The 16,018-nt window shown below is 42.3% G+C and carries 20 protein-coding genes; 10 read left to right on the top strand and 10 right to left on the bottom strand.

Features of this window, described 5'->3' with window-relative positions; translation table 11 throughout:
* Positions 1-1,013, top strand: a 1,013-nt coding sequence (locus VF500_RS03810; RefSeq protein ID WP_330858395.1) for a serine protease, incomplete at its 5' end; no start/stop codon positions are given.
* A 190-nt stretch (positions 1,014-1,203) separates the two neighbouring features.
* Here VF500_RS03810 and VF500_RS03805 read toward each other — a convergent pair.
* The 4 genes from VF500_RS03805 to pdxH form a co-directional block, all read right to left on the bottom strand.
* The gene (locus tag VF500_RS03805) at positions 1,204-2,400 is read right to left on the bottom strand and encodes an NADH-quinone oxidoreductase subunit D (protein ID WP_414688563.1); all 1,197 of its coding nucleotides are present in this window, start codon (positions 2,398-2,400) and stop codon (positions 1,204-1,206) included.
* A 366-nt stretch (positions 2,401-2,766) separates the two neighbouring features.
* Positions 2,767-3,615, bottom strand: coding sequence for a cupin-like domain-containing protein (locus tag VF500_RS03800; protein WP_330858394.1), 849 nt, complete (start codon positions 3,613-3,615; stop codon positions 2,767-2,769).
* 123 nt (positions 3,616-3,738) lie between these two features.
* Positions 3,739-4,236 carry an NADH-quinone oxidoreductase subunit C gene (locus VF500_RS03795; protein ID WP_330858393.1) on the bottom strand — a complete coding sequence of 166 codons (498 nt, stop codon included), beginning with the start codon at positions 4,234-4,236 and terminating at the stop codon, positions 3,739-3,741.
* Complete coding sequence (pdxH, locus tag VF500_RS03790; protein WP_330858392.1) at positions 4,233-4,880, bottom strand: pyridoxamine 5'-phosphate oxidase; 648 nt, start codon at positions 4,878-4,880, stop codon at positions 4,233-4,235. Before pdxH ends, VF500_RS03795 begins: the two co-directional genes overlap by 4 nt.
* Before the next feature lie 108 nt (positions 4,881-4,988).
* Here pdxH and VF500_RS03785 point away from each other — a divergent pair, with 108 nt between their 5' ends.
* On the top strand, positions 4,989-5,552 hold the full coding sequence (locus tag VF500_RS03785) for a YqgE/AlgH family protein (RefSeq protein ID WP_121227208.1): 564 nt from the start codon (positions 4,989-4,991) through the stop codon (positions 5,550-5,552).
* Positions 5,553-5,693: 141 nt separating this feature from the next.
* Here VF500_RS03785 and purE read toward each other — a convergent pair whose 3' ends face one another.
* The 3 genes from purE to VF500_RS03770 all read right to left on the bottom strand — a co-directional run bounded on the left by purE (position 5,694) and on the right by VF500_RS03770 (position 7,900).
* Positions 5,694-6,191, bottom strand: coding sequence for a 5-(carboxyamino)imidazole ribonucleotide mutase (gene purE / locus VF500_RS03780; RefSeq protein ID WP_330858391.1), 498 nt, complete (start codon positions 6,189-6,191; stop codon positions 5,694-5,696).
* Between the two features lie 114 nt (positions 6,192-6,305).
* The gene (locus tag VF500_RS03775; protein WP_330858390.1) at positions 6,306-7,445 is read right to left on the bottom strand and encodes a 5-(carboxyamino)imidazole ribonucleotide synthase; all 1,140 of its coding nucleotides are present in this window, start codon (positions 7,443-7,445) and stop codon (positions 6,306-6,308) included.
* 65 nt (positions 7,446-7,510) lie between these two features.
* Entirely contained in the window at positions 7,511-7,900 is a 390-nt protein-coding gene (locus VF500_RS03770; RefSeq protein WP_121227200.1) for a hypothetical protein, read from the bottom strand.
* A gap of 202 nt (positions 7,901-8,102) precedes the next feature.
* Between VF500_RS03770 and VF500_RS03765 the strand changes: the two genes are divergently transcribed.
* The gene (locus VF500_RS03765) at positions 8,103-8,984 is read left to right on the top strand and encodes a glycosyltransferase family 2 protein (protein ID WP_330858389.1); all 882 of its coding nucleotides are present in this window, start codon (positions 8,103-8,105) and stop codon (positions 8,982-8,984) included.
* 259 nt (positions 8,985-9,243) lie between these two features.
* Here VF500_RS03765 and VF500_RS03760 read toward each other — a convergent pair whose 3' ends face one another.
* Complete coding sequence (locus VF500_RS03760) at positions 9,244-10,458, bottom strand: NAD(P)/FAD-dependent oxidoreductase (RefSeq protein ID WP_330858388.1); 1,215 nt, start codon at positions 10,456-10,458, stop codon at positions 9,244-9,246.
* Between VF500_RS03760 and VF500_RS03755 the strand changes: the two genes are divergently transcribed.
* From VF500_RS03755 to VF500_RS03725, 7 genes are all read left to right on the top strand, one after another.
* Positions 10,457-11,059: an NADH-quinone oxidoreductase subunit A gene (locus VF500_RS03755; protein ID WP_330858387.1), complete on the top strand. Its 603-nt coding sequence runs from the start codon at positions 10,457-10,459 to the stop codon at positions 11,057-11,059. The genes VF500_RS03760 and VF500_RS03755 overlap by 2 nt on opposite strands.
* Positions 11,052-11,534 (top strand): NADH-quinone oxidoreductase subunit B, encoded by a 483-nt coding sequence (locus VF500_RS03750; RefSeq protein ID WP_121227190.1) that lies wholly within the window; start codon positions 11,052-11,054, stop codon positions 11,532-11,534. Before VF500_RS03755 ends, VF500_RS03750 begins: the two co-directional genes overlap by 8 nt.
* 4 nt (positions 11,535-11,538) lie before the next feature.
* The gene (locus VF500_RS03745; RefSeq protein ID WP_330858386.1) at positions 11,539-12,060 is read left to right on the top strand and encodes a hypothetical protein; all 522 of its coding nucleotides are present in this window, start codon (positions 11,539-11,541) and stop codon (positions 12,058-12,060) included.
* Positions 12,061-12,067: 7 nt separating this feature from the next.
* Positions 12,068-12,520, top strand: coding sequence for a hypothetical protein (locus tag VF500_RS03740; RefSeq protein WP_330858385.1), 453 nt, complete (start codon positions 12,068-12,070; stop codon positions 12,518-12,520).
* Positions 12,521-12,567: 47 nt separating this feature from the next.
* Entirely contained in the window at positions 12,568-13,476 is a 909-nt protein-coding gene (locus VF500_RS03735; RefSeq protein WP_330858384.1) for an alpha/beta hydrolase, read from the top strand.
* A 125-nt stretch (positions 13,477-13,601) separates the two neighbouring features.
* Positions 13,602-14,087: a hypothetical protein gene (locus VF500_RS03730; protein WP_330858383.1), complete on the top strand. Its 486-nt coding sequence runs from the start codon at positions 13,602-13,604 to the stop codon at positions 14,085-14,087.
* 2 nt (positions 14,088-14,089) lie between these two features.
* Entirely contained in the window at positions 14,090-14,641 is a 552-nt protein-coding gene (locus VF500_RS03725; protein ID WP_330858382.1) for a GNAT family N-acetyltransferase, read from the top strand.
* A 60-nt stretch (positions 14,642-14,701) separates the two neighbouring features.
* On the opposite strand, the gene VF500_RS03720 is transcribed toward VF500_RS03725, so the two are convergent.
* The gene (locus VF500_RS03720; RefSeq protein WP_330858381.1) at positions 14,702-15,289 is read right to left on the bottom strand and encodes a fasciclin domain-containing protein; all 588 of its coding nucleotides are present in this window, start codon (positions 15,287-15,289) and stop codon (positions 14,702-14,704) included.
* A gap of 439 nt (positions 15,290-15,728) precedes the next feature.
* Positions 15,729-16,018: hypothetical protein (locus tag VF500_RS03715; protein ID WP_330858380.1), on the bottom strand; the 290-nt coding region annotated here is incomplete at its 5' end.

Genomic DNA, 16,018 nt, shown 5'->3' with positions numbered 1-16,018 from the left:
AACTGCTCCGCAAAAACGATGCGGCTGTTGAAAGTAAAGTTACCGAACACGTTAAGTTTATAGGTTTATTGAAGCAATATGGCGAACGCCTTGAGCTTGAAAGGCGTTTAAATGCTATCCATGATGAAATTGATGTTCATGCACTGAAGGAAGAAGTGATGATCCACCCGGTGTGGATTGTACGTATGTGGCGTAACCATCACTCAAAAATATCGGTTGCAGCTTCGGTCGCCATTTTTGGTGTTTTGACGATCTTAATTCTTACTGGTAAGTTAAGTAGCGATAAGTCGAAATATGAAAAGTTGAGTGAAAAGCTCAATAACATGGAGAAAACTGTAGCTCAAATTGGCCATGGCCGTACACCTGTAAAGCCCAAAATAACCAGGGCACCGGCCAATTTCAGAGGAACTGGTTTTGCCTTAACATCAAACGGTTATTTAGTTACCGATTACCACGTAATTAAAAACGCCGATTCGGTTTATGTGCAGAATGCAGCCGGCGAATCGTTCCATGCTAAAGTAATTTATACCGAGCCGCAATATGATCTGGCCATATTGCAGATCAATGATCCTTCGTTTAAAAATCTTGGGCCTATACCATATAATCTTAAACGTTCAGAAGGCGATCTTGGTGAAAACGTTTATACACTTGGCTATCCGGCAGATAATTTGGTTTATGGCGCAGGATATTTAGCTTCGGCGGCAAATTATTCAAATGATACTACGGAATATGTAACTTCTGTTCCGGTAAATCCGGGTAATTCTGGAGGGCCGTTACTTGACGAGAAGGGAAATGTAATAGGTGTTATCACCGCACGACAAACCCAGGTTGCAGGCGCATATTTTGCAAAAAAATCGACGTACCTGTTAAAAGCGATACAAAATATCCCAACAGATTCGTTGTCTAAAACGCTTAATCTGAACACTAAGAATAAATTAGCCGGATTAACCCGTATCCAACAGAGCAATAAGCTTAAGAACTACGTATTCATGGTTAAAGTATATAACCAGTAATCATTAGCCCAATCCAATAAAAATTAATATATTAAATGAGAAGAGACGCCGTGAGGGGTCTCTTTTTTGTTCAGCGATATTTTTTACAACCCGTCATTATAAGGCACGAAGCAATCCCCGATTTACAGAGCCGTTCTGTATAGTTCGCGATTGCTTCGTGCCTCGCAATGACGGGATGGAGATATTGATTTTACCTATCAACCTCTCCTAAAACAAAGTCGATAGAGCCTACTATAGCTATCAGATCGGCAATTAATACGCCTTTAGATAATTCGGATAATACAGAAAGATTATTAAAGCTCGGCCCGCGGGATTTAACGCGGGTTGGGATCTCGGATTTACCGTCGGTCATAAAATAGAAACCAAGTTCGCCTTTCGCGCCTTCGCAGCGTACATAGTAATCCTGAGCTTTGGGAATAGTTTTGCGTGGCATTTTTGCACGGGGATCAAAATCGGGCGTACGCTTCAGCTCTTTTTGCAAGCGGTCAAGGCATTGTTCAACTATCCTTAATGATTGCTCAATTTCATCAACACGTACCTTATACCTGTCCCAGCAGTCACCAACTTTACCCATCAGGCCTGTACCAATGGGGATCTCAAAATCAATTTCAGGGTATGCGGAATAATTATCAATACGGCGCAAGTCCCATTTTAAACCTGATGCACGTAGCATCGGCCCTGAGCAACCATAGTTTATAGCCACATCAAGCGGTAAAACACCCACATTGGCCGTACGTGAAATAAATACCTGGTTATCGGTAAGTAACTGGTTAAGCTCAACCATTTTAGGTTTAAAGTATTCCACGAAATCGCGGCAGCGTTCTTCAAAGCCAACCGGCAGATCGTAAAACAGGCCGCCCACCCAAATGTAATTATACAACATGCGTGAACCTGAAGCCCACTCCAGCATGCCCATAATATGTTCCCTATCCCTGAAACACCAGAGGAAAGGGGTAAAAGCACCTATATCAATACCATAAGTACCAATGGCTATCAGGTGCGATGCAATGCGGTTTAATTCACAAACCAGTACGCGGATATATTCAACACGTTTAGGAATATCCTTATCAATGCCCATCATACGCTCAACACCCATTACAAAGGCATGGCTGTTGTTCATGGAAGCCAGGTAATCAAGCCTATCAGTAAAAGGAATGGTTTGCTGATAGGTTAACGATTCGGCATGTTTATCGAAGCAGCGGTGCAGGTAACCAATATGGGGGATCACTTCTTTTACTATCTCGCCATCAGTAATTAACTCCAAGCGTAAAACACCATGGGTTGAGGGGTGCTGCGGACCAACATTAAGGATCATATCCTCAACACTGGCGTCGGCTATCTTTTTATTGTACCTGAGTAGGGCTTCTTCGTATTTAGGGTTTGTAATGACCAATTTTATATCCTGTTAAATTAGTATCCGTATATAGTATAGTTATACCATAATATAGATATCAAAAATCAGCTTTTTTTTTCAATTATAGGGCTGTTTTAGCGGGGAAATTGCTTTTAAAAATGTATGCTGACGGGAGGCGAGCGAATAAGAAATTTTTACACTAATATTTTCAAATTAATCGAATTGCACGAATGTCAAATTTATGTAATTGAAAAATTCGTGTAATTCGATTAATTGTGATAAGTCTGAAAAATAATTCGCGTAAAATTTCTTACTGCAATTTTTTCAAACACATCGAATTATTTTAAAGATCGATCCCTCTGGTTGTTGTAGCCGCTAAGTTGATTAAATCCAGATAATTTACTTTACTGTCGATTTGTCGGTCATTTTGCTGAGCTGGGTTGCTACCCATGCATAGCTGTACATCGCCACTGCTTTTGCCTTGCTGTCGCGGCTTTTGAAGGTCCAAACGTCTTTCATAAATTCTTTATGGTTTTTGTTGTTGAGCGTATCAAAAGCAACCGATATGGTAGGTGTTAATGAATATGCCGAATGCCAGGTGCCAAAAGGGATAAACAAAGTTTCGCCCGGGCCTACAACAAAATGTATTGGGGTGGCATCTTTATACTTTGGATATTTTTCGTAATCCGGTTCAAAAATATTTAGTTCTGAACGCCACGGATCATCTGGTCGCGGATAAAGCAGGTCTTCCTGCCCACGTGGGAACACGGTAAAGCGCTTTTCGCCGTAAAGCTGTGTGATCCATGCATTAAGGTGATAATAGTCGATATGCATGTAAGGAAACCGGCCGCCGGGGCCGCCGACAAACATTTCAATAGCCCCGCCCCACTTACCGATGTTGAACATTTTGTTACGCAACCAGTTTGGCGATGCGTAATTCAGATCGAGCGGATCCAAAAGCGGCATCAATTCGGGAATGGTTGATGGGATATCAAAAATCATAGGATAGGGGGCTGGCTTATTTTCAGTGCTGGCTTCAACCATATCCATAACCTGTTTCATGGTATAAGTAGTACCCCTAACGTCAGTTTTACGGTCGGGATAATTTTCACGAAACCAATCGGGGGTGAAGAGGCCGTTAGCCTTCCAAACCTTGGCTGCCTTGGTAAAAACTACCGGGATGCCGGGTTTATAATGCTCCTCAATAAATTCCTCGTAGGTGATGTTATCTCTCCTTATAATATCCATGGTTTAATAAATAGGGTTATACAATCTTAATAAAAAGATTTAATTAAACTATGGATATTATACGGGATATGATTTAAATAGTTAAGCCTTGCAGCTCAAAGATATAAGCATCGGTACAGGATATTAATCTATCCTGATCCCCTTATAAAATTCGGCGTTCTGGTAGTCTTTCCTTAAAGGAAAGCCATCCCAGTCGTCGGGCAATAAGATCCGGCGAAGATCGGGGTGGCCTTCAAAGTAGATGCCTAACAAATCGTAGGCTTCGCGCTCATGCCAGTCGGCTGTGCGGTAAACGGAGGTTATACTTTTAAATTCGGGCAGTTCAGGGCTTTCTTTTTGGTGAGGCTTGCTTATTTTTAAAGTAAGCTGGGTTTTGTATGGGATAGATGCCAAATGATAAACCACGCCAAAACGGTTTGCCTCATCATTATAATGCACCCCACTCAGGCTCGACAGGAAATCGAAATAAGTTTTAGGATTGTTGCGTAATTCCAGGCATACCGCTGTAATATCATCCGGGTTAATAAGCAGGGCGGGTTGCAGGCCGCTGGTTTCTTCGCCGGTAATTACAGTATCACCAAATTTGTCGGTGAGCAATTGTTTAATATCATCAAAACTCATGGCGCAAGGCGTACTTTTTTCCAGGTTTTTTTATCAGTTTTTTTATACAGGATGCGGTCGTGCATTCGGCTTGGGCGTCCTTGCCAAAACTCAACCACTTGCGGGTTTAAGATATAGCCACCCCTGTATGAAGGTTTGGGCACTTCTTTATCGGCATATTCTGCTTCCAGTTCGTTCCATTTTTGCTCCAGCAATTCCCGGCTTTCAATTTCCTGGCTTTGGGGCGATACTACCGCACCAACCTGGCTGCCTTTAGGGCGCGAATGGAAATATTTTTCAGACTCTTCCTTGCTTACTTTTTCGATAGTGCCTTCAATACGCACCTGGCGCTCAAGGCCTCCCCAAAAAAAGGTTAACGCGCCCTGCGGGTTCTTGGCTATCTCTTTGCCTTTACGGCTTAAATAGTTGGTGAAGAATATAAAACCGCCTGTATGGAAGCCTTTTAAAAGTACGATGCGTGCCGAAGGCTTGCCATTTATGGTAGCTGTTGAAAGCGTCATTGCATTGGGCTCATGCAATTTTGCCTCCAAAGCTTCGTTAAACCATTGTTCAAATTGTTTAATAGGATCACCTTTAGTGCTGTTTTCTGATAGGGTAGATGCACTGTAATCCTGCCTTAAATTTTGTATTTCCTGCTGATTCATTTTAATGCAAACTTACAAATTAATTAAGCCGTATATAATGATGTAAATCATTATTCATAATTGAACATATTTTTGTTATGCTTGTTATGTATTTAAACGCTAAACTTTATGCTTAGTCCTATAGCGGCCGCGGCAGGCCATTTACTTATTTCGGAACCCTTTATGATGGATCCGAATTTTAAGAGATCGGTAATAATTTTAACAGAATACTCTGAGGAAGGTGCTATGGGCTTTATTCTGAACCATCAAAGCGAATATTTACTGGGCGATGTACTGCCCGATGTTTCTTACTCGGAGATGCCTGTTTACGAAGGTGGTCCTGTAGCGAAAAATACTTTACATTTTATTCATTGCGCTCCCGATAAAATAGAAGGCGGTATAGAAATAGCCGATGGTCTTTATTGGGGCGGCGATTTTGAACAAGTGAAATACCTGGTATCCAACTATCAATTAAGTCCCGAGGAAATTAAATTTTTCGCCGGATACTCCGGTTGGACTCCAAAACAGCTGGATGAAGAAATAAAAGACGACAGCTGGATAGTAACGAATAAATTTGATGTGGAAGCGTTATTTACCCTTGATGAACAAAATCTTTGGCGCCAGGTAGTGATTAATCTTGGCCAGCGCTACGCACACATTGCTAATTTTCCGGAAAATCCGGCTTTGAATTGAGTTGGCAGTTGCCTGTGGGCAGTTTGCAGTAACTCTTACAAAACGGCTAATATTATTATACCAAAAATGGGATTTGATTAAAATCAAATCCCATTTTTGGTATAAACTGTTAACTGCCCACAGGCAACTGCAAACTGTCAACTATTCTTCACCTTCCATTTCCCTTGCCGATTCTTCAACTTTCTTTTTAAGGTTTTCTTTAAAGTCGATGAGGTTTTTTACAAGATATTCATCTGCTGTTGAAAGGATCTGGGCTGCAAGGATCCCTGCGTTTTTGGCTGCATTTAAAGCTACGGTTGCTACAGGGATACCATTTGGCATTTGCAAAATGGATAGGATAGAATCCCAGCCATCAATAGAGTTACTTGATTTTACTGGTACGCCAATCACCGGTAAATGTGTTAATGAGGCAACCATACCCGGTAGGTGGGCTGCACCGCCTGCACCGGCTATAATTACTTTTATACCACGGTCGGCAGCGGCACGGGCGTAGCTGAACATACGATCAGGTGTGCGGTGGGCCGATACCACGGTTATTTCATAATCAACGCCTAATTCGGCTAATACATCAGCAGCGTCCTGCATTACATTCAGATCCGATTTGCTGCCCATTATAATGGCGACTTTTGGTGTACTCATGGTTTTATTTTATAAGCGTCATTGCGAGGCACGAAGCAATCCCGGTTAGCAGGTTGGCCCTGTATAGTTCGAGATTGCTTCGTGCCTCGCAATGACGGGTGGTTTACGTCTGTATTAACTTATTACTTTTAATGTTTTTTGTACAAATCTTGCTTTTTCGATTGCCTTTTCCCTGTCGGCATCAACAATAGTAACATGGCCCATTTTCCTGAAAGGCTTAGTTAGTGCTTTACCGTAAAGGTGGATATATACTCCTGGTACTTTCAATACCTTTTCGATGCCTTGATAAATGGCGGGACCTTCATAACCTGCTTCGCCTAAAACGTTCACCATAATGGCATTATTAAGGCAGGCGGTATTACCTAATGGCTGATTAAATATTGCCCTTAAATGCTGCTCAAACTGTGATACCACGTTACCCTCAATGGTTTGGTGACCGCTGTTATGCGGGCGCGGGGCAAGCTCATTCACCAGGATACGGCCATGTTTATCTAAAAACATTTCAACTGCCAGTAGGCCTACAATTTTAAGGCTGTCGGCAATTTTCTTAGCTATCTGCTCTGCTTTTTGCTGTATGGCAAATGGGAGGGTAGATGGGGCTATCAAAAATTCCACAAGGTTGGCTTTAGGGTTAAACTCCATTTCAACCATCGGGAAAGTGCTGATCTCGCCGTTTTCATTACGGGCAACAATTACCGCGATCTCTTTTTCAAAATCGATCCATTTCTCAATAAGGCTTGGCTCTTTAAAAGCACCGGCAAGGTAACTTTCGTCAATTACTTTATATACGCCTTTGCCGTCATAACCATCCTTACGCAGTTTTTGGATATAAGGGAAAGGGATCAGGCTTTGCTGAAGCTGTTGAGGTGATGATATGATCTGGAAATCGGCAGTAGGGATATCGTTTTCTTTGAAAAACTGCTTTTGCAAGCCTTTATCCTGGATCAGGCGGATAATGCGTGATTGGGGATAAACCAGTACGCCTTCCTTTTCCAATTGTTCAAGGGCATCAACGTTAACCTTCTCTATTTCAATGGTAAGCAGGTCGACAGTTTTGCCGAAGTTATATACCGTTTCATAATCGCCCAGTGAACCAATAGTAAACTCATCACAAAGTTTACGGCACGGCGCTTCCCTATCGGGATCAAGTATTTTAACAGTAACGTTATAGTTTATGGCTTGCTGTATCAGCATGCGGCCTAACTGTCCGCCGCCTAAAATACCCAGTTTTAAATCTCCGTAAAATGCTTTCATATTTGAAGATGCAAGTTTAGCCTAAATCTTTCAAAAAGCCTATAAATGCTTTAAACAACAGTAGCTTAACGGCGTTTTTTGGTCATCAGGTAATAAAAAACGCTGTGTACCACTATGAAACTGATGGCTGTAATAAAGTAAACGGCTTTGTTTTCGGGACTTAATTGCAGGCGAAAGGCAGTAATAGTAAATACAATGGAACCAGCATAATACAGCACCAATCTTATGGATAAATTATTGTAATATGCCGGATTAACCAAAAACAAGGCAGGGAGCGACATGATAAAAATGATAATGTTAAGGAAGGCCACACCTTCAGATATAGAAGGCAATATCGCTTTCAGATCCTCGCCTACGCCTTTATGCTGAAGTGCATAATAGATACAGCTTGCTACTATAGATATGATTACAGAAAATAGAAAAGTTTTGAACAGTTGCCTGGCGAGTGCCTTCATAGTGATACTTTATTGATATGGGTTACCGCTGATTGCAGTAGTATATTTTATTTTTTTGCAAAGTAACGTATCGGCAGCCAAAATGCGTTAATCCCAATGTCACAAATTGATAGTACCCACTAAGCAATGTCCTGAATCTTGCATCTGCAAGTCTTGATTCTATCCTCAAATCTTGATTCTCTTATCTATCTTTACGCCGCTTATGAAAGTATCCGGTTTTACCTTTATCAGGAATGCAGTACGTAACGATTATCCAATTGTTGAGGCTATAACATCGATATTGCCGCTTTGCGATGAATTTATTGTAGTAGTTGGTAATTCTGATGACGGTACCCGCGGACTGATCGAGGCTATCAACTCGCCAATTATCAAAATTATTGACTCGGTTTGGGACGAGTCATTGAGGGAGGGCGGAAAAGTTTTCGCTGCCGAAACTGATAAAGCGTTTGCGGCTATATCACCTGATGCCGACTGGTGTTTTTATATCCAGGGCGATGAAGCGGTGCATGAAAAATATCACCCGCTCATCAAAAAAGAAATGCAGGAAGCTTTAAATAAACCCAATATTGAAGGCTTGCTGTTTAAATACCTGCATTTTTATGGCTCGTATGACTATTACGGTCATTCGAGGCGTTGGTATCGCCGCGAGATCCGTTTGCTGAAGAATATCAAAGGGATCCATTCCTATCGCGATGCACAGGGCTTCAGGCTTGATGACCGCAAGATAAATGTAAAGCTTATTGATGCCTATATCTATCATTATGGCTGGGCAAAACCTCCGCAAGGGTTAACCCACAAGGTGCGTAACTTTAATAAGTTTTATCACGACGAAACCTGGTTTGCCGAACACCTGCCCGAAACTTACGAATTTGATTATGGTAATGCAGATCGCCTGATCCGCTTTACCGGCACACATCCGGCGCCTATACAAAAACGAATAGCCGCTACCAACTGGAATATCGATTTCGACTCCAAAAAGCTAAGGGCCGGCATGGACTTCCGCCGCAAGGCACTGCAAAAAATTGAAGACCTTACTGGCTGGCGCGTTGGTGAGTATAGAAATTATAAGATAGTGGAGCGGTAAACCTCCTTATACATTCGTCATTGCGAGTAAGCAACGCCAAACTGTACAGGGAAACCCCGCCGCCGCCCGGCTCCAGCCGGGTGGCTAATTATCCTACGGCCTCTGGCCGACGATGTCAACCTGTTAAGCGAATACAGGCCAGAGGCCTGGAAATAACTGACACTCGGCCGGAGCCGAGCGACGGCAAACGAATAATAAGAGAAATACGGTACGTGTGAAATAACATCAACGAAATCAACGTAATCAAAAAAATCAACAGTCATATGTTCTGCGCTATAACAAAACCGCTTGCCCAAGCCCATTGAAAATTATAGCCGCCAAGCCATCCGGTAACATCAACACATTCGCCACCAAAAAACAATCCTGGCACCTTTTTAGCTTCCAGTGTTTTGGACGATAGTTCATCGGTAGCTACACCACCGCGCATTACTTCGGCCTTGTCATAACCTTTATCGCCGGCAGGTTTTACCTTAAAATCATGGATGAGTGCGCTGATATTTTCAATATCAGCTTTAGTCAATGACGCCATGTTTTTCTCGGCCGGGAGCTTACCACTTAAAGCTTCGGCAAATTTGCGGGTATATAAGGATGCTATGTAGGCCAGCAGCATTTTTTTGCCATTGGTTTCTTTTTCCTGTTGAATGAGGTCGGCAATGTTTTGATTGGGGAGCAGATCGATATTGATGATTTCGCCGGGTTTCCAGTAGGAGGAGATCTGTAATATGGCTGGTCCGCTGAGGCCCCAGTGGGTAAACAGGATGTTTTCTTCAAAACTGGCCTTGTCGTTCCAAACACGGCAAAAAATGCTATTGCCAGATAGTTGCTCATACCAGGGCTGATCTTTGCCGGTAATGGTGAGCGGCACCAGGGCAGGGGCGGTATCAGTAACTTTTAAATCGAAATTGCGTGCCGTTCGCAAGCCAAAATCGGTAGCGCCCATTTTGGGAATAGGTAAACCTCCGGCTGCCATGACCACACTGACGGCGCTGATATATTCCTGTTTACCGTTAACTTCGGCGCGTACTGTAAAGCCATCGTCAGTTTTTTCAACTGTTTTAACTTCGGCATTAACCCAAATCTCCTGCCCAAGATCATCACACAGGTTGGTGAAAACCTCAACCACATCTTTAGCTTTATCGCTTACCGGGAAAAGCTGGCCTAACGTTTTTTCCTTACCGTTGATGCCGTAGGTCTCAAAAAAGCTGATGGTATCATCAACCGTCCACTGCGAAAAGGCTGATTTTGAGAAGTGTGGATTTTGCGAAATAAACTGCTGATCGGTAACATAAAGATTGGTATAGTTACAACGCCCTCCGCCGCTGATCAGGATCTTTGCGCCAACACGATCGTTTTTTTCAAGTACTAATACACGCTTACCTAAAAAGCCGGCCTGTACGGCGCACATGAGGCCGCATGCGCCCCCGCCAATTATTATAGCGTCAAAATCTGTTTGTTTTACTAAATTTGTACTCATGACGGATGTTTCGCAAATATCAGAATTTGGAAAGATACTCATCTTTATTATTACGGGGATAATAATGGTGTGCGTGATATTTTTTATCAACAAACTTTTGGCCCCCAATAATCCCAATGCCGAGAAGCTAAGCTCGTACGAATGTGGTGAAGAACCAACCGGTAATGCCTGGTTGCCTTTTAATTCGCGCTTTTATGTTATAGCACTGGTTTTCTTGCTGTTTGATGTGGAGATGGTTTTTATTTTTCCATGGGCAACGGTATTTGGCAGCCATGAAATTGCAGCGCAGGACACACGCTGGGGCTGGCTTTCACTTACCGAAATGTTTGTGTTTTTGGGCATCCTGATTATCGGTTTAATTTACGTTTGGCGCAAGGGAGATTTGGACTGGATAAAACCAACCCCGGTTGTACCGCATACTGATGTACATATTCCGCCATCGTTGTACGAACAGCTAAACCAGGAACAAGGCCGCTTTACGGTAAAAGCTTTCAATGCTGAAACTATAACAGCAACTGCTGCTACTGCTACTACCCCCGCCGCCGAGCCTGCACGCAAACCTATGTTTAAACCAACCTTTAAAAAGCCTGCAAATGAGTAATGATATAACAAGCGAGAATGGTGGTGTAGTGATAACCAAAATGAACGACCTGCTCAATTGGGCGCGGTTATCGTCTTTATGGCCGCTCAGTTTTGGTATAGCCTGCTGTGCCATCGAAATGATGGGCTCTATGGCTTCTACTTATGATCTCGACCGCTTTGGTGTTTTCCCCCGCCCGTCTGCCCGTCAGGCTGATGTGATCATTATTGCCGGTACAGTTACCTTTAAAATGGCCGAACGCATTAAACGCCTGTACGAGCAAATGCCCGATCCTAAATATGTGATCTCGATGGGGTCATGCTCCAACTGCGGCGGCCCGTACTGGCAGCATGGTTACCACGTTGTAAAAGGCGTTGACAGGGTGATCCCCGTTGATGTATACGTACAAGGCTGCCCGCCGCGTCCCGAAGCGCTTATCGGTGCTATTTTGGAATTGCAGAAGAAGATTGAAGGGGAGCAGTTGATAAAAGCATAGAATTATGCCAAGGCGTAGAGCTTTAAAAAAGCCGCTATTTTATTTTGAGCCATTATCCACATGGGATTTAATTACTGTGTGGGGCTATGGAGTTGTAACAGTAATTTTTATTATTTATAACTTTTGGAATTTAGGCCCAAATAAGGTTGTTAGTTTATTTTTTTATGTGCTACCCCTTCAAATGTTCAACTATTTGCTTAACTACGTTTCTTTAAGAAATTTAAAAACCTTTCTAATTTGGTGCGGGTTCGGAGCGGTTCATATCTGTTTATTCTTTTTATTTAAAAATAATACCGTTTACAATGGGGCACGGGGCCTTTTATTAAATACCACTATATTGTTGTTGTTATACCAGGGGTTAAGGATAGCAAGCAGAAAGATTCAAAAGCAAGAATTAGGTATGCCAACTAATGACTATAAAGATTTATTTGATAACCGAAACATCACGTTTTTGGATTTTATATTCTTTGTAATATATTGGGGAAGTTTTGGTTACTTAACTCTATTTGCTCTGTCTAAAGTTTAATTACCTTATGAAAGTCCTGCTCGTTCTCATCATAAGTTTTATCCTTACGGCCGTTATTTCGCGTCTCTTTATTGACGATTGGAATATTATCCTTAGTGGTAACGTTGCCATGATGCTGATGCTTTGGTTTGCGTCATTAGGGCATTTTATGTTTACCAAAGGCATGGCCATGATGATGCCGTCCTTTATCCCTTTTAAAGGGGCTTTAGTTTATTTAACCGGTATAATGGAGATAATCCTCGGTGCATTGTTGATTATTAACACTACAAGGCACATTGCCGGGATCATTTTACTCATCATGTTTGTAGTAATGCTGCCTGCAAATATCAATGCCACTATCAAGCATGTAAATTTTGAAAAGGCCACTTACGATGGCAGTGGTACCGGCTATTTATGGTTCCGCATTCCTTTACAATTGTTATTTATAGCCTGGATATTGTATTTTTCGGTAGGGATTTAATTGTTGATTTTTAAGGATATGCATTATCTTTAAGCAATTAACCAGTTATGAAGAAGATTACCCAAACCCTGCTGATCGTTCTGATCAGTGCTTTATCCGTATCAATTCACGCTCAAACATCAAGCCCAAAACAGCCATTTTTTCCAAAGGGCACTATATTGTATGGAGATATAAACTATGCCGGTGATACCTTAAAAAAGCACCTGCTGGATATCTACCTGCCGCCAACGGCAAAAGATAGCTACCCGGTTATTATCTGGATCCATGGTGGTGCTTGGATGCTGAACGATAAATATGCCGACATGGGCTATATGCAGAAAACCGTTCAGGGCTTTATTGATAATGGTTATGCCGTGGCTTCTATTGATTATCGTTGGAGCACTACTGCACCATTTCCCGCACAGATTCAAGATTGCAATCAGGCTATTGAGTTTCTTTATCAAAACGCTTCAAAATATAAACTTAACAAGGATAAGTTTGGAGTGATCGGTTTTTCGGCCGGAGGGCATTTGGCGTCGTTACTGGCCTTGTCTAATAATAACAATATCAAACAGTTTTACCCCGAGGGGAACAAACCTCATTTCAAAATTAAGCTCGCTCTTGATTTTTATGGTCCGTCAAACTTCCTGTCGCTAAAAGGCAGCGATGTTAACGACCCTAAAAGCCCGGTAAACCTGTTGCTCGGTGCTTACCCTATAGATCGGCCCGATCTGGCTAATATAGCCAGCCCGGTTACTTATGTTGATAAAAACGATCCGCCATTCCTTATCGTTCAGGGGGAAAAAGATGAATCGGTGAATTATACTCAATCGGTTTTGTTAAGTTCATACCTCAAGCTTGCCGGTGTAAAAAATGAGCTTATCATTGTACCCAATGCACCGCATTACGGGGTGATGTTTGATGCTGAAGATATCAGGAAAAGAGTATTTTATTTTATGGATGAATATTTGAAGTAGTAATCGCACTGTAGAAAAGGACTATAATGAAGTTTTACTAATCAGGAAACGCAGGTAAAAAATATGTTTCACACACAATTTATCGAATCCTAAAACCATAAATTTACGCTTTTGTAATTTCTGCCATGCTAACAAAAGTCAACCCGAAGAGAAAGAGTAAACTAATCAATATCCTGTTCGCTGGGTTTATAACAGGTACGCTCGATGGCCTTGCAGCCATGATCCTGAATTATAAAGTAAACCCTGGCGTTATTTTTAAATTTATTGCCAGCGGTGCCTTTGGTGCGCCGGCTTTTGCAGGTGGAGCAGAGATCATAGTTGCCGGGGTGATTTTTCACTATGTTATCGCTTTTTTATTCAGCGCGGTGTTTTTTCTGCTTTATCCATTCTTTTACAACGGGTTGCGCAATAAATACTTTGTAGCGGTTGTTTATGGTGTAACGGCCTGGCTTATCATGAATTTAGGCGTAGTGCCACTGAGTAAAATAACCACGAAGCCTGGCTTTCATATACCTGTAACCACCGCCCTTATCGGGATGCTGACGCTGGTAATTTGTGTTGGCCTGCCTGTGGTATTCATTGCCGATAGAGAAAATAAGAAAACCGCATAGTTATGAATGTGCCCGGAATGCCACTGCTTAGTACCGAACGCCTGCGCTTGCGCGGATTGCTCGACTCGGATGCACCGCAACTATTGGCTATCCGCTCTAATCCCGAAGTGAACAAATATCTTGGGCGTTCAAATGATATCACTATTGATGAAGCGCGCTCATTTATTAAAAAAATAGAAGGCATAGTGAGCAGGGGCGAAGGTTTTTACTGGGCTGTAACGTTAAAAGATGATAACGATCTCATCGGAACCATATGTTACTGGAACCTTGAACCGATCGATAAAAAAGCAGAAATAGGGTATGAGCTTTACCCTGATCAACAAGGAAAGGGTTTAATGCAGGAGGCTTTATCAGCGGTGCTTAAGTATGGTTTTGAAACGGCAGGCTTTGAGGCAATAACTGCCTGTCCGGTCGGGAGAAATGAAAATTCAGTTAAGCTACTTGTAAAAAATGATTTTTATCTCGCTGGTCAATTCCCTTCCGATAATGGTGAACATATTTTTCTTGACTATCAGCTAACCAAAGATTCCTGGCTTGTACGTAGCCATAAATGAAAGAACCCGGCTTTTGACCGGGCTCTTCATGGATTTAAATTTCAAACAAGGTGTTTGTGGTTAAGGTGTCATAATGCCATTAACGCCGTGTATAACACCATTACTCGCCTCGGTGTCAAACGACGTTACCAATACTGCGGCGCCCTTGGCATCCACGATCTGCAGGTTGCTTTTATCGTTTACAGATAAATGCAATGTTTGCCCGTCGATGGTTTTCAGGTCGGCCTTGCCTTTACCTACACCTAATGCCTTAATGATATCGGCTTTAGTGTATTTGCCCGCAACTACGTGATATTTCAGTATCGGAGCAAATTTGGCCGGATCTTTCATCAGGGCATCAAACTGTGCTTTTGGCAATTTGCTGAAAGCTACATCATTTGGTGCAAATATGGTGAACGGGCCTGGTGCCTGCAATGTTGGCTCAAGCTGAGCTGATTTTATTGCAAGCGCCATTGGCGCGTAATTAGTTGATGTTGCCATAACGCCAACTACATCATTTGATGCGGCAGCGGTTGATGGGGTTGTTGCAGGAGCGGCAGTTGTTTTAGCAGTGTCCTTTTTGGTTGTATCCTGTGTTTGAGCTATTGCCTGGTTTGATAAAAAACCAATGGCTATTGAAGCAACGGCTATTAAAACTGACTTTTTCATGTTCATCTTTCTTTCTGTTTTTTTAGTGAATTAAAATGTAATGAGTAGCCGTCTATGTCGATATAATTAATTAAAAGTTATTTATTTGGTTAATTACTATAGTTTAATAACTTGTAATTACGCTAAATGGTTTTTAATTAATTAACATTTGTGGGTAAACGCGTGACGTTCAGGGAAGAAAAAAGAGGAAGCATGTCTGGCCGGTAACCAGTTTTATTCTCAAATTGCGTTTTGATAGCGTTATAAATATGAGGTTTTGCGTTAGGGATAGTAGCGGATACCAGCCCGTGACTAAGGCCTTGCGCAGTATGAGCGGATAGCCCGGCCGCAGGCAACGCCCTGATTAGATAGGAGAAATTTGGCGTGAGATTTGAGACAACGTATACTCCAGACTTACGAAGTTTTTAAAACTTCGTAAGTCTTCAACGGTAACAATTTTCTATTGCCTTGCTTTTTGCAGCTCGTTGAACTTTGCAATGAGCTTATCAATACTTTTAAGACTGAATTTATGCTCGTGGATCTGATCTACAAGATCTGGTTCATCGCCCATAATGTCGCTCATAATATCCTCAAAGTTTTCGTTGGTAAGTCGTTTCATACCGGCGGTAGTTTCGCCGTAATAGTAGGTTATTTTTGAACTGCCCCCGCGACCACCACCGCCGCCAAGGTTAATCCCAATTCCGCCGCCGATTCCGCCGCCGTAACCGCCACTGCCATAGCCGGCCGATA

Source organism: Mucilaginibacter sp. (assembly GCF_036383575.1).
Taxonomy (GTDB): domain Bacteria; phylum Bacteroidota; class Bacteroidia; order Sphingobacteriales; family Sphingobacteriaceae; genus Mucilaginibacter.
Note: the sequence above shows the minus strand (reverse complement) of the source record. Positions and strands in the feature narration are given on the sequence as shown.